Here is a 13300-nt window from a genome sequence, read left to right as displayed (position 1 = left end):
AAATGTTTGTCAAAACGAAAAACGTGATGACAAACATTCGAAGTTATAGTAATAGATTTTCAAGCGCTGGTCGTAATGAAGGGTAATCAAAAGTAAATCCGTTCGCCAGTAGCTTTTCCGGTACTACATGCTGACCTTGTAGAACGACGATACTTTTTTCTCCCAATGCAGCTTTCATTGCAAAACTTGGAACGCGAAACCAATGTGGACGGTGTAATACTTTGCCAATTGTTTTTCCAAAAGCATTCATATGCATAGGACTCGGTGCGACTACATTAACGGGACCTTTCACGTCTTCACTCTCTATGGAGAAGAGAATGGCATTGGCTAGGTCGTCAACATGCACCCATGAAAACCATTGGTTGCCTGAACCGATTTTACCACCGGCAAATAATTGATAAGGCAACTTCATAAGTGGCAGTGCACCGCCGTCTTTACCGAGTACAATACCAAAACGGGTACATACAGTTCGTACACCTATTTCATTTGCTTGTCCTGCAAGCTTTTCCCAGTCATATACGGTTGTGGCTAAAAAATCGTTGCCGACTGCAGTAGAGTCTTCTGTATATTCAGCAGTAAGCGACGTAGGGTAAATGCCGATTGCACTTGCATTCACCAAGACTCGAGGTTTATCAGGAAGTGTACGCATGATACGCAACACTTCTTGTGTAGCAGTGATTCGGCTATCATAAATTTGCTTTTTTCGTTCTTCAGACCAACGACCGTCATCAATGGACACTCCCGCTAAATTGACGAATGCATCTACTCGCCCCACTTCATTCTCGGGTGATGCGTGATCTGTCAACCATTGAATATAGTGAACTCCGTCATGTTTAGATGAAGGTTTACGTGTGAAGATGACTACTTCGTGACCTTTTTCCTTCAACTTGTCAGTTAAGATCGTACCAATGAATCCAGTTCCTCCAGTAATAACCACTCTCATAATGGTTTCCCTCCATTCTCTTGAAAATTAATACACTATTGCTGACCACCGCGGAAAGAAGCGGTATACTTAGATAAAGTAGGTGATGGAAACGTGCCGCTTATTACCAAAATATCACAACAAAAACGAGATAGCGAACGTTACAATATTTTCCTTGACGAACAATATGCGTTTAGTGTCCATGAATCAGTCCTAGTAAAATTTGAACTCACAAAAGGGATGGAGCTGGACGACTGGTCTAAGGACGAGATCGTTTATTCGGATCAAATTGAAAAAGCATTTAATCGTGCCTTGCATTTTTTGTCATTTCGAATGCGAAGTGAAATGGAAGTAAAAAAGAAGCTGCTTGAGAAAGAGTATGGAGAAGCCGTTGTTCTAGAAGCGATCGTGAAATTAAAACGACTTGGCTTTTTGAACGATGAAGCGTTTTCGGAAGCTCTTGTTCGTACAGAAAAAAATAGCACGTTAAAAGGTCCGAGAGCTATTCAGCAATCTCTCTATAAGAAAGGTATACCCAAAGAACTGCAAACTCAAGCATTGGAGGAATATACAATGGAAGATCAAATGGCTAATGCCATGAAGTTGGCCGAAAAGACCATTCGTTCGAATAATTCACAGCCTCCTGCACAAGTAAAGCAAAAAATTCAAAATACATTGGCGAGAAAGGGATTTTCCTATCAACAAATATCGGAAGTTCTCAGCAATGTGACAATCGAACGTGATGAGGAGGAGTGGTCTGATATCACGTCTACATTCGGTGAAAAAGCATGGAGACGATACCAAAGTAAATACTCAGGATCCGATCTTAGACAACGTGTGAAGCAATCTATGTATCAAAAAGGAATTCCGCTTAGTCAAATCGATCAATTTATTGAACAGAAAAGGAATGAAGAAAATGGATACTGAAAAACATTATAGTGAAATGAATGAAAATGAATTGCGTAGTGAAATCGCTAACCTAATGGAGAAAGCACGTAAAGCTGAACAAATGGGGATGATTAGTGAATATGCAGTTCACCAAAGAAAAGCGACTCTTGTACAGTCATATCTGGTAGATCCCGCTACTATTAAACCAGGTGAGATGTACCGGATTGAAGGAGACGATGGGGTTTTCTTTCAAGTAGACTACCTTAAAGGATTGTTCGCATGGGGTTATCGCTTAGGTGGCGAGAAGGCTGAAGAAGCTTTGCCGCTTGCTATGTTAAAAAATATAAAAAGCGGTAAATAAACAAAAAAGAGCGCTCGTGCACTATGCACGAACGTTCTTTAGTTATTTGGGGCAAAATTAAGCTTTTTACGTAGTTTCTCTTCTGAGAAAATCCATCCTGTATAAGAGTTGACTACTTCTAAGTCTTCATTGACATGTGCGACTGCAACGAATGGATAATACCCCTTGCTTCGATAACGCAAATCAATTAAGCGAACTTCATAGATATGTCCTTCTTCCGAAATCGACCAGCGATAAAGCGGTGAAAACGAAGTGAAAGCCTGCATGTTTGGATCTTCTAGTGCTACTTCAACTTGAGGCGACATTGGCATCACTTCACGTTCGAATCGTTCGTAAATGGTAATGGAACGTCCGTATGCTCGTCCTACATAATGGTAAACATCTGTCGTGGCAGCAACTCGCCACTGAAAGAAGTTCATCGTAGGTGCAGTAAATATATGCGTCGCGTTTGGAATCGTCTTCTTGACTGCGTTTTTCACTGCGCTCTTAACGGCAAATCGCAATAGGTAATAGAAGAAGATGACGACATATAATATGGACATCGTGAAGACAGGATCTGCACCGAACACCCATGCTAGGATAGCAATTACATGGAGACCAAATATAATAGGATCAAATGTATTGATGACCCCTATGGCTACCCATTTATGGGAGAATGGACGAAGCGCTTGTGTCCCATATGAATTGAAAATATCAACAAATACATGGGTGAACACAGCTAAAAATGTCCAAGCCCAGACGTGAAAGAAACTTGCTCCAGGAACAATGAAAGTCAATAGTATGGAAATTAGCAAAGGCCACAGCATAACAGCTGGAACCGAATGCGTAATACCGCGGTGATTACGTAAATAGACAGCATTGTTTCGAAGTTTCAATACTGTATCTATATCAGGAATGAGTGAACCGACCATAATACCTGCAAATACAGCGCCCATTGTGGCAGGTTCAGTTGCTACAGTTGAATCAGCAAGAGCCAATCCACTGATCGCAACACCCATAGCAATATGTGTGCCTGTATCCAAATTATCACTCCTTTATCGAAAGAGTTATATACTACTTATAATTATATACCCTTTATAATCATAACTAAAAGTATTTACATGAAGAAACGAGGTCCATATGCAAATTATTGAACGAAAGAAGGCATTCCAAGATGCGTTATTGACTTGGTATGAAGCTGAAAAACGAGACTTGCCTTGGAGAAGGACCGATAACCCATACTATATTTGGATTTCGGAAGTTATGTTACAACAGACACGAGTTGACACTGTCATTCCGTATTATGAGCGTTTTATTGAAAAATTTCCCACGATGCAAGATCTTTCATATGCACCTGAAGAAGATGTTTTGAAAATGTGGGAAGGACTTGGATATTATTCTAGAGTGCGCAACCTACAATCAGGTGTTAGAGAAGTCGTGGAAACCTATGGCGGGAAGGTTCCTAATAACCGAAAAGATATTTCTACATTAAAAGGTGTCGGGCCATACACGGCTGGCGCTATCTTGAGTATTGCCTATGGAGTGCCTGAACATGCGGTAGACGGAAATGTCATGCGTGTATTGTCGAGGATTTTATTGATCGAAGAAGATATCGCATTGCCACGTAATAAAAAATTATTCGAACAAGCTGTAATGGAGTTAATTTCAGAGGAGGATCCTTCTTCCTTTAACCAAGCGCTTATGGAATTAGGCGCAACCATATGTACGCCGAATCCGCATTGTTTATTATGCCCAGTTAGAGATTTTTGTATCGCCTTTGAAGAAGGAAAGCAACAGCAATTACCAATTAAGATAAAAAAGCAGAAAATGAAGCATGTTACACTAGCTGCCTTCGCGATTCAAAATGAAGACGGTAACTGGCTGTTGCAGAAACGTCCAAACACCGGGCTGCTTGCTAGTCTTTGGGAATTTCCAATGATTGAATTTCAAGAAGCTTCTGCAGTGGATGCTTTTGAAAAAGAAAATGGATTGAAATTAAAGAATCTTCAAGAGTTACCGCATGTCCTTCACGTGTTTTCCCATATTACATGGGATATTCATGTATATCGTGCACAATTAAATGAGGAACATACAGATGGTAATTTGCAGTTCTTCACTAAACAAGAAGTTGAAGCACTACCGAAGTCAAAACCTGTGCTAAAAATAATCGACTTGCTGGAATGGTGAAAAATTTATAACCTACCGTGAATAAAACTCCGGCTTGTGGGACAACATAGTGAGTACGGAGGTGAATAAAACATGCCAAATCAATCAAAACGAAATGCACAGAATGATCCATCTATGACAGATGCGAACCAAGTGAAGAAACAAAATGCGCGATCTGCGCAATCATCGATGAATGAAGAGTTCGCTTCCGAGACGGACGTCAATCAAGTTCGTCAGCAAAACGCGCAGTCTGCGAGAAACATGCAGTCTTCTTCATCCGCAATGCAGTCCTCTATGAATGAGGAGTTCGGATCTGAAACAGATGTCAATGAAGTGAAGAAACAAATCAACAAAGCAGAAGCAAACAAACAAAAAGCATCAGGAGCACGTGCTAACCAAAACAAAGGTTCAAACTAAGCGTGATCATCACCGACCGGTAGAAAAGGCTATTATAAGCCATTTCTACCGGTTTTCTTGCGTGAAAAAACATGCCGTAGGCCTACTATAAACAATCAATTATGAAATAGCTGGTTGAATCGTTTTAAATTTAGGAAAGCTGTTGGTATAATGAACAGATAGCAAGAGCGGTAAGGCTCAAAGGTGGTATAAAAAATGGCAATCCCAAAAGAAGGAGAAACTGTACAGATACACAGCTACAAGCATAACGGCAAAATTCACCGTGTCTGGCAAGAGACACTCGTATTAAAAGGTACACGCAATATTATTATTGGCGGTAATGAACGCACACTTGTGACAGAATCCGATGGGCGCACTTGGCTGACACGTGAGCCATCCATCTGCTACTTTCATGCGGAAAACTGGTTTAACATCATTTGCATGCTACGTGAAGATGGGGTCTATTATTATGTCAATATGAGTTCACCATTCGTTTACGATGACAAGTACTTGAAGTATATTGATTATGACTTGGATGTAAAAGTGTTTCCTGATATGAGCTATTTGATACTTGATGAAGATGAATATGTAGATCATAAGCGTCAGATGAATTATCCCGAAGTCATCGATTTAATCTTGCAGGATAACTTAAAGAAGCTTCTTGGCTGGATCAAACAAAGAAAAGGTCCATTTGCTCCCGATTTCATTGATGTGTGGACTTCACGTTATGAATTTTATAAGCAAATCCAAGAAGAACAAAGCTAGACCTGCTTGCATTCGTGCAAGTCAGGTTTTTTTAGTAGGAGGAACCGAATGGGCGAAAGTATTAAACGTTATCTTCAATTCGTAAAGCCGTATAACTGGCAGATTGTTCTCACTGTTCTTATTGGTGTTGTGAAGTTTGCGATTCCGCTGTTCTTACCTTTGTTAATGAAAATTGTAATCGATGATATTATCGGTTCACCGACGTTGAGTGACCCCGATAAAACACGGCAATTATTTTATTGGCTCGGTGGCACGATCATTGTGTTCTTCTTGATCCGTCCACCTGTAGAATATTATCGTCAATACTATGCACAATTAGTAAGTAATAAAATTTTGTTTGATATCCGCCAATCGCTTTATAGTCATTTGCAAAAGCTTGGCCTACGCTTCTATTCCAATACACGTGCAGGTGAAGTAATCTCGCGAGTGATCAACGACGTAGAGCAAACAAAAAACTTTGTCATGATCGGTTTGATGAATGTTTGGCTCGACTTGGCTACTATTATTATTGCCATTGCCATCATGTTGACTTTAGATGTGGAGCTGACACTTGTTACATTGCTCGCATTTCCGTTTTATGCATTCAGCGTCAAACATTTCTTTGGTAAATTACGTCAACTCACACGTAAACGATCCCAGGCACTTGCAGATGTACAAAGTTATTTGCATGAGCGCGTGGCGGGAGTCAGTATTATTAAGAGCTTTGCAATCGAAGACAAAGAGCAAGAACGTTTTGACGAAGTAAACAATAAATTCCTGGACCGTGCAATTGAACATACACGCTGGAATGCTAAAGCATTTGCTGTCGTCAATACAATTACCGATGTAGCTCCGTTACTCGTTATTGGATATGCTGGCTACCAAGTAATCAACGGTTCATTAACTGTCGGAACGATGGTCGCTTTCATCGCATTTATAGAAAGGCTATATTCGCCATTACGTCGTCTAGTTAACTCATCCACTTCATTGACGCAATCTTTTGCTTCAATGGACAGAGTACTAGACTTAATGAATGAAAAGTATGATGTGGTGGATAAAGAGGACGCAAAGGCACTACCAGCGATTGATGGGGAAATTGAATTTGATCATGTCAGCTTTGCGTATGAAGAAGAGGAAGTACTGTCAAACATTAGCTTGAAAATACGTCCTGGCGAAACCGCTGCACTGGTTGGTATGAGCGGTGGCGGGAAATCAACTATTATCAGTCTGATCCCACGATTTTACGATGTTACGTCGGGTACTATTCGCGTCGACGGCCATGATATCCGTGACGTACAGATTAAATCACTCCGTAATCAAATCGGTATGGTACTTCAGGATTCGATTCTGTTCAGCGATTCTGTCAAAAGTAATATATTGATGGGGAAGCCCGATGCCACAGATGAAGAAGTGATCGCTGCAGCAAAAGCCGCAAATGCACATGACTTTATTGAAACATTAACTGATGGATATGATACGAGGGTAGGAGAACGTGGTGTGAAGTTGTCAGGTGGACAGAAGCAACGTATTTCTATTGCCCGCGTCTTTCTGAAGAATCCAGCATTGCTCATCTTGGATGAAGCAACATCCGCTTTGGATTTAGAAAGTGAAGCGCTCATCCAAGATTCGTTGGAACGCTTGGCGCACAATCGCACTACACTAATCGTCGCCCATCGATTATCTACCATTACGCATGCGGATTGTATTTATGTGATAGACCACGGAGACTTAAAAGAGTCAGGTACCCACCAAGAACTGATGAAATTAAACGGCACATACGCTGGTTTATTTAATCGTCAGGAACTTGGAGGATCACTATAAGGGATGATACGAGGATTCGTATAAGTTACGTTTTGTAATGGAAATTCGAACTATTTGGCAAATAAACTACCACTATGTATACAAGCAAAAACGGCACAAGACTATAATTGTCTTGTGCCGTTTTATTAATAAAATTCATCTTCTAAAATATTCTCTTCATCTTCATATCGTGTTTGATAAGAAGTGATCAACGTATCCAGATGCTCCAGCTGTTCTTCGTAATTTAGGATGGAAGAAAGGACATGAAGTAAGTGATAAGAAGAAAACTCTTCTTCTTCATTAGTAATAGCAATTTCTTTCACGAAGATATTCATCACTTCTTGTCGCTGAATAAACTCACTATGTGTTTCATCCTCGTCGAAATCAGCTTTTAGCTTGCCAACAAATTTCAGATGAAGTTGTTCATGATAAACGAGTAATGACTCTAAACGCTCCTGAATCATCATACGGAAATGCTCTGGAAGATTGATGAGTTCATTTTCAAACTTATGCAGCCTTTTCAGAACGTCATAACTACTTCTAGTTGTAGCGACCATCTGTCGATAGACAACGAGCCGTCTTGCTTTTGCGGCAGAAGTTTTCTTGAAATAGCTGCGCTCTTCTTTAAATAATAAGTACAGCTGATCAATTTGTATCAGACGTTCCTTTAACTTACTCAACGATTTCTTCATAGCTGTGTGTTCAGAAACTTGACGACCAGCTAGACGCGTCCAACGAATAATTTCGTCCTGTGCTTGATGAATCGCTTGAAACAGTTTCGTTTCATATTTTGGTGGCATAAAGACTAGATTTACAATGAATGCTGCTAGTACACCTACCATAATTGTGCCTACACGAAGAAAGGCGAATGTTAAGAAGGCGTCATCTTTCACTTCCATCACCGCAATCATCGTGACGAGTGCGAGTGACATAGACTTTTCAAGGCCTAGTTTCAACATGATCGTCATAACGATGACGGCTGCCAAACCGACGATGATTAATTGAGGCCCAAAAATAAGTGTGAATAAGACTGCTATAGTGGCACCGATTAAATTACCTTGCAGTTGTTCTACTATTGTTAAGTATGATCTGTAAATAGAGGGTTGGATTGCGAAAATAGCTGCAATACCTGCGAACACTGCTGTAGGTAAATCTAGTAAATTTGCGAGAAACAGGGCAAATACAATCGCAATACCCGTCTTAAAGACGCGGGCACCAAGTTTCATTGGGTAATTCCTTTCCTAAAAGCTCTTTTATGCTTACTTTACAATATACGCATAAAACGGTCAATTGTTCTATTTTAAAGTGCTTTAAATGCGCGATCTACTGCTTCAAGAGTTTCGTGTATATCGGATTCTGTATGAGCAGAAGTTAAGAACCATGCTTCATACTTAGATGGTGCCAAGACGATGCCGTTTTTCAGCATTTCTTTAAAGAAACGACCAAAGATTTCTCCATCTGTTGCTTCAGCTTGCTTGTAGTTTTCCACTTTAACATCTGTGAAAAACAGTGTCAGTGCACCACCCAGACGATTGATCGTCAATGGAATACTGTGTTTTTTAGCAAGCTTCAGAATACCATCTTCAAGTAAACCGCCTAGGCGATCCATTTCTTCATAAATACCTGGTTCTTGAAGCACTTCCAGACAAGCAATTCCCGATAGCATGGATGCTGGATTTCCAGCCATTGTTCCAGCTTGAAAAGCAGGGCCGAGTGGAGCCACTTGTTCCATAATTTCTTTTCTACCGCCATAAGCACCAATTGGTAAGCCCCCGCCGATAATTTTTCCGAATGCTGTTAAATCCGGTTGAAGTCCGAGTAACGTCTGTGCCGCACCGTAATGAAAGCGGAATGCTGTAATAACCTCATCATAGACAGTCAAAACACCATGTTCTTTCGCTAACTCATGAACAAGTTCCAAGAACCCTTCATTCGGCTCGACAATACCAAAGTTTCCGACAATCGGTTCGATTAGAATGCAAGCAAGTTCATCGCCCCATTGCTCCATCGCTGCTTTATAGCTATCAGGGTCATTAAACGGAATCGTGATGACCTCTTTGACGATAGAAGAGGGTACTCCTGCAGAATCTGGCGTACCTAATGTGGCAGGACCTGAGCCGGCAGCTACTAACACAAGATCTGAGTGACCGTGATAGCAACCTGCGAATTTCATAATCTTTGTACGACCAGTAAATGCTCTTGCTACACGAATAGTTGACATGACGGCTTCTGTACCCGAATTAACGAAGCGGACTTTGTCCATTCCTGGAATGGCCTCTTTTAACATTTTGGCAAATTGTACTTCATGGCGTGTCGGTGTGCCGTAGAGTACGCCTGTTTCTGCAGCTTTCGTAATGGCTTTTGTAATATGAGGATGCGCGTGTCCTGTTATGATCGGACCGTATGCTCCCAAGTAATCAATATAGCGATTACCATCTACATCATAAAAATAGGCGCCTTCCGCACGCTCCATGACAGTAGGTGCGCCACCGCCAACCGCTCCATAGGTTCGGGCTGGGCTGTTGACTCCACCCACAATATGTTCACATGCTTCTGCGTAGATTGCTTCTGAATTTTTTCGGTTCATTAGTTAATTCCTCCAAATCGATTATACGTTATCCATTTTAGCATTAATTGGAGTGAAGTCTCCACCTTCAGTGTGAAGTATAGGTAAATTGTAAAATTCAAATACTTCCGATACGATAAGTATGGAGAGATTGAAATGTACTATTTGTTTTTATAAGTTAGAGGAGGATTATCAATGGAAAAATTAGAAGGAAGACAAGCACCTGCGTTCTCGCTAGCAAATGAAAATGGTGAAATAATTTCATTAGAGCAATTTAAGGGAAAAAATTATGTAGTGTTGTATTTTTATCCGAAGGACTCAACACCTGGCTGTACAACAGAAGCTTGTGATTTTCGGGATGCGCAAGCAGATTTTGAAGGGTTGAATGCGGTAGTGCTAGGTGTCAGTCCCGATCATGCAGCTTCTCACCAAAAATTTATCGCGAAGCACGGCTTGCCATTTTCTTTACTTGTAGATGAAGATCATGCAGTAGCTGAACAGTATGGTGTGTGGAAGCTAAAGAAGAACTTCGGCAAAGAGTACATGGGAATAGAACGATCTACATTCTTGATTGATCCAACGGGTACCGTAGTTAAAGAATGGAGAAAAGTTCGCGTGAAAGGTCATGTAGAAGATGCACTCGCGACGCTTGAGCAACTGACGAAATAGGAGATGGACAGATGAAGATATTATTCACATTTAAAATCAAAACCTCATTTAAAGAGCAGTTGAAAGAGAAATATCCGAACGTCGAATTTATATACACAACAAATATAGATGAAGTGGCATTAGGAGATATAGATGTAATCGTGACAGATGGCGGAGATTTGAAATCAGAACATGTTGAAAAAGCTACTGAATTGAAATGGGTCATGGTTGCGGCTGTAGGAGTCGATACATTGCCGATCGAATCACTGCAGGCGAGAGAGATTCTAGTCACTAATTCGCACGGAGTTCATAAAATGCCATTAGCCGAGTCCGTGTTAGCTCATTTATTATCCCTTGAAAGAGGATTGCCGGGCATTTATAGAAGAGAGGCTGAGAAAAAATGGGAGCTAGACTCTTTACCGGGTGAAGTGAATCACTCTACTGCTTTAATAGTAGGAACAGGTGCAATAGGAGGAGAAATCGGGAGACTGCTACAGGCGTTTCATGTCTATACAATTGGATGTAATCGCTCAGGGCATGCAAGTCCGCATATGAATGAAACAATTTCTTTAGATGAAATCCTTGAAAAGCTCCCTCAAGTGGATTATGTGATCTCCATATTGCCGAGCACACCACAAACGCGATGGATTTTTCAACCAGAGCATTTCCGCGCAATGAAGGAGACGGCTGTCTTTATGAATGTGGGAAGGGGAGACGTAGTGAAAGAGCAGTATGTTCTGGACGCGTTAAAACACAATGAGATCCGTCATGCAGTACTCGATGTCTTTGAAACAGAGCCTTTACCTGAAGATAGTCCATTTTGGGAAATGTCGAACTGTACGGTATCCCCTCATATGTCCAGTCTTTCCGATCAATACATTAAACGTTCCTTGGAAATTATGGAGAGTAACCTTGAGAAATGGGTGGCCGGGGATCAAGATCTCATCAACCAAGTGGATTTAGCAAAAGGCTATTAATATATCGTTATTAGCAGAATAGTTGACAATACACCCCCTAGTTGAGTAAACTAATTATAATGATTATAAAGAAGTAATCCTTATGAAGTGAGGTGCATTACGATGCCTGGAGTGTTCTTAAAAGATGCGTTAGTGACATTGAAAGAAAGTGGTGTGAGAATTACTCCGCAGCGACATGCGATTCTCGAGTATTTAATCACATCCCATTCACATCCAACTGCTGATGAGATCTATAAAGCGCTAGAAGAAGATTTCCCTAATATGAGCGTGGCGACAGTGTATAATAACTTGCGTGTATTCCAAAACTCTGGATTAGTAAAAGAGTTGACATACGGCGATGCGTCCAGTCGTTTTGATTTCGTGACGCATGACCATTATCATATTATTTGTGATGATTGCGGAAAGATTGTAGATTTCCACCATCCTGGTCTGGAAGAAGTAGAACGTCTTGCAGCGCATGTAACGGGTTTTCAAGTGAATTCACATCGTCTAGAAGTGTATGGAACTTGTCCTGACTGTGCAGCAACGAAACAAACTCAAGCAAAATGAAAGAGTGTAGCCCGCTATGGGTTACACTCTTTTATTTTGTATTATTCTTCGTGCTTCACTTTTTTATTATATGCGATATCGAATTCTTTGCCTTCAAGATCTGGGTCGAGCGTTAATGGCTCGCGGCAATGTCCGCACATATCCACACGTCCGAGCACTTTAGTGTGCTTACCACAATTCGGACATTGTACTCGTATAGCTCGTGTTGACAAGGTGCCGATCCACGCATACACCACTGTACTACCAATAATCGCAAGCATTCCTAAGAACATAAAGATCAGCATGACAACTTCATTGGAACGGAAAAAGATTCCGATGTACATAATGACAACTCCGATGAAAATAAGTGCCAAGGCAAATGATCGGATACGATTTATTTTATTTTTGTAAGGCTTCATCTTAAATTTCCTCCTAACGCTATCCTCACTTAATATATCATATTATTATGTAAATGCAGTACAAACCCCCTTTAAAATAAAGGATTTTATGTGAAATTCGTCGAAATAGAGTATGCGAGATGATCTATAAAAAGCTGGGAGGCGAGAAAGTGGAACAAATGCTACGGCCAGTGTACCAAGAAAGAGCGAGTTTACCTGAGACATTAAGCGTGCTTTTAATAGGCAATCAAAGAGAGGACGACCCGATCACAGATACCTTTGATGAAATCTTATTTATTATTACCTCAAACAATGAAATACCTATTCAGACAAAACACTATACTGATGGTCAACGTAAAGCGGCTATGCATATCATTAGCGAACGACAATTAACGCATTGGTTGCTCGTAGGAACGAACAAGAAAATCATTGATTGGCTCATTCTAGGGAAAGTATTTTTTGACCGTGATGAATATGCGGAACGATTGAAAGAACGATTATCCGAAGAGCCGTTGTTTGGCAGAGGCATTAAAATGGGAATGGAAATGGCTAAAATGATTCGCGCTTATAATGAAGGGAAAATTCATTTCGAAAGAAAACAACATATGGATTCCTATCTATACGCAGTCAATACATTGCATCACCTAGCTAGATTCGTTGCCGTTAAACGCAACGTATTGCCGGAAAATACTGTCTGGACACAGGTGAAGAAAATAGATCCAGCTGTTTTTAAGTTATATGAAGAACTGATAGGCAGTGAAGAGGAAATAGAGAAACGTTTAGATTTAGTGTTCTTAGCAAGTGAGTTCTTCATCCATAACTATACACATGAAGCAGCGGTACATTTGTTGGAAATCATGAGTGAAAAGGATTCATGGACTGTCCAGCAGCTGCACGAACAGGAAGAGCTAGCGTTGTATTCCTCGG

General features: G+C 40.7%; 15 protein-coding genes (1 of these 15 cut by a window edge). 10 read left to right on the top strand and 5 right to left on the bottom strand.

Features of this window, described 5'->3' with window-relative positions:
- Positions 1–43: 43 nt before the first annotated feature.
- Positions 44–943 (bottom strand): TIGR01777 family oxidoreductase, encoded by a 900-nt coding sequence (locus SporoP17a_RS06060; protein ID WP_083033596.1) that lies wholly within the window; start codon positions 941–943, stop codon positions 44–46.
- A 93-nt stretch (positions 944–1036) separates the two neighbouring features.
- Between SporoP17a_RS06060 and recX the strand changes: the two genes are divergently transcribed.
- Positions 1037–1849: a recombination regulator RecX gene (gene recX / locus SporoP17a_RS06055; RefSeq protein ID WP_083033594.1), complete on the top strand. Its 813-nt coding sequence runs from the start codon at positions 1037–1039 to the stop codon at positions 1847–1849.
- Positions 1839–2171, top strand: coding sequence for a YfhH family protein (locus SporoP17a_RS06050; RefSeq protein WP_083033592.1), 333 nt, complete (start codon positions 1839–1841; stop codon positions 2169–2171). Before recX ends, SporoP17a_RS06050 begins: the two co-directional genes overlap by 11 nt.
- A gap of 38 nt (positions 2172–2209) precedes the next feature.
- Here SporoP17a_RS06050 and SporoP17a_RS06045 read toward each other — a convergent pair whose 3' ends face one another.
- Positions 2210–3193, bottom strand: coding sequence for a metal-dependent hydrolase (locus tag SporoP17a_RS06045; RefSeq protein WP_083033590.1), 984 nt, complete (start codon positions 3191–3193; stop codon positions 2210–2212).
- A gap of 97 nt (positions 3194–3290) precedes the next feature.
- Between SporoP17a_RS06045 and mutY the strand changes: the two genes are divergently transcribed.
- From mutY to SporoP17a_RS06025, 4 genes are all read left to right on the top strand, one after another.
- On the top strand, positions 3291–4337 hold the full coding sequence (mutY, locus tag SporoP17a_RS06040) for an A/G-specific adenine glycosylase (protein ID WP_083033587.1): 1047 nt from the start codon (positions 3291–3293) through the stop codon (positions 4335–4337).
- A gap of 72 nt (positions 4338–4409) precedes the next feature.
- On the top strand, positions 4410–4733 hold the full coding sequence (locus tag SporoP17a_RS06035) for a gamma-type small acid-soluble spore protein (protein WP_083033585.1): 324 nt from the start codon (positions 4410–4412) through the stop codon (positions 4731–4733).
- A gap of 195 nt (positions 4734–4928) precedes the next feature.
- Complete coding sequence (locus tag SporoP17a_RS06030) at positions 4929–5477, top strand: nucleoside tri-diphosphate phosphatase (RefSeq protein WP_083033583.1); 549 nt, start codon at positions 4929–4931, stop codon at positions 5475–5477.
- 48 nt (positions 5478–5525) lie between these two features.
- The gene (locus SporoP17a_RS06025) at positions 5526–7277 is read left to right on the top strand and encodes an ABC transporter ATP-binding protein (RefSeq protein WP_083033581.1); all 1752 of its coding nucleotides are present in this window, start codon (positions 5526–5528) and stop codon (positions 7275–7277) included.
- A 125-nt stretch (positions 7278–7402) separates the two neighbouring features.
- On the opposite strand, the gene SporoP17a_RS06020 is transcribed toward SporoP17a_RS06025, so the two are convergent.
- Together SporoP17a_RS06020 and SporoP17a_RS06015 are read right to left on the bottom strand one after the other, a co-directional pair.
- Positions 7403–8482 carry an FUSC family protein gene (locus SporoP17a_RS06020; protein WP_083033579.1) on the bottom strand — a complete coding sequence of 360 codons (1080 nt, stop codon included), beginning with the start codon at positions 8480–8482 and terminating at the stop codon, positions 7403–7405.
- A 74-nt stretch (positions 8483–8556) separates the two neighbouring features.
- Positions 8557–9843, bottom strand: a complete 1287-nt coding sequence (locus SporoP17a_RS06015; RefSeq protein WP_083033577.1) for a glutamate-1-semialdehyde 2,1-aminomutase — start codon at positions 9841–9843, stop codon at positions 8557–8559.
- Positions 9844–10017: 174 nt separating this feature from the next.
- Between SporoP17a_RS06015 and bcp the strand changes: the two genes are divergently transcribed.
- The 3 genes from bcp (at position 10018) to perR (ending at position 11996) form a co-directional block, all read left to right on the top strand.
- Positions 10018–10491, top strand: coding sequence for a thioredoxin-dependent thiol peroxidase (gene bcp / locus SporoP17a_RS06010; protein WP_083033575.1), 474 nt, complete (start codon positions 10018–10020; stop codon positions 10489–10491).
- An 11-nt stretch (positions 10492–10502) separates the two neighbouring features.
- Positions 10503–11447 (top strand): D-2-hydroxyacid dehydrogenase, encoded by a 945-nt coding sequence (locus SporoP17a_RS06005; protein ID WP_083033573.1) that lies wholly within the window; start codon positions 10503–10505, stop codon positions 11445–11447.
- A gap of 102 nt (positions 11448–11549) precedes the next feature.
- Positions 11550–11996, top strand: coding sequence for a peroxide-responsive transcriptional repressor PerR (perR, locus tag SporoP17a_RS06000; protein ID WP_083033571.1), 447 nt, complete (start codon positions 11550–11552; stop codon positions 11994–11996).
- 41 nt (positions 11997–12037) lie between these two features.
- Here perR and SporoP17a_RS05995 read toward each other — a convergent pair whose 3' ends face one another.
- Complete coding sequence (locus SporoP17a_RS05995) at positions 12038–12394, bottom strand: YgzB family protein (protein ID WP_083033569.1); 357 nt, start codon at positions 12392–12394, stop codon at positions 12038–12040.
- 158 nt (positions 12395–12552) lie between these two features.
- On the opposite strand from SporoP17a_RS05995, the gene SporoP17a_RS05990 reads away from it, so the two are divergent.
- Positions 12553–13300, top strand: partial view of a nucleotidyltransferase-like protein gene (locus SporoP17a_RS05990; protein WP_335695514.1) — the 5' portion only. Its footprint extends 116 nt past the window's final position; the window shows 748 of its 864 coding nt (coding positions 1–748); it begins with the start codon at positions 12553–12555; its stop codon lies beyond the right edge, outside the window.

It is taken from the genome of Sporosarcina ureae, assembly GCF_002082015.1.
In the GTDB taxonomy this organism is placed as follows: Bacteria; Bacillota; Bacilli; order Bacillales_A; family Planococcaceae; genus Sporosarcina; species Sporosarcina ureae_A.
Note: the sequence above shows the minus strand (reverse complement) of the source record. Positions and strands in the feature narration are given on the sequence as shown.

Bases quoted from the DNA above. Each gene is read 5' to 3' on its own strand.
- bcp (WP_083033575.1), top strand. From the start codon at position 10,018: ATGGAAAAATTAGAAGGAAGACAAGCACCTGCGTTCTCGCTAGCAAAT.
- perR (WP_083033571.1), top strand. From the start codon at position 11,550: ATGCCTGGAGTGTTCTTAAAAGATGCGTTAGTGACATTGAAAGAAAGT.
- SporoP17a_RS06060 (WP_083033596.1), bottom strand. From the start codon at position 943: ATGAGAGTGGTTATTACTGGAGGAACTGGATTCATTGGTACGATCTTA.
- SporoP17a_RS06025 (WP_083033581.1), top strand. From the start codon at position 5,526: ATGGGCGAAAGTATTAAACGTTATCTTCAATTCGTAAAGCCGTATAAC.
- SporoP17a_RS06030 (WP_083033583.1), top strand. From the start codon at position 4,929: ATGGCAATCCCAAAAGAAGGAGAAACTGTACAGATACACAGCTACAAG.
- SporoP17a_RS06035 (WP_083033585.1), top strand. From the start codon at position 4,410: ATGCCAAATCAATCAAAACGAAATGCACAGAATGATCCATCTATGACA.
- SporoP17a_RS05995 (WP_083033569.1), bottom strand. From the start codon at position 12,394: ATGAAGCCTTACAAAAATAAAATAAATCGTATCCGATCATTTGCCTTG.
- SporoP17a_RS06020 (WP_083033579.1), bottom strand. From the start codon at position 8,482: ATGAAACTTGGTGCCCGCGTCTTTAAGACGGGTATTGCGATTGTATTT.
- SporoP17a_RS06050 (WP_083033592.1), top strand. From the start codon at position 1,839: ATGGATACTGAAAAACATTATAGTGAAATGAATGAAAATGAATTGCGT.
- SporoP17a_RS06005 (WP_083033573.1), top strand. From the start codon at position 10,503: ATGAAGATATTATTCACATTTAAAATCAAAACCTCATTTAAAGAGCAG.
- SporoP17a_RS06015 (WP_083033577.1), bottom strand. From the start codon at position 9,843: ATGAACCGAAAAAATTCAGAAGCAATCTACGCAGAAGCATGTGAACAT.
- mutY (WP_083033587.1), top strand. From the start codon at position 3,291: ATGCAAATTATTGAACGAAAGAAGGCATTCCAAGATGCGTTATTGACT.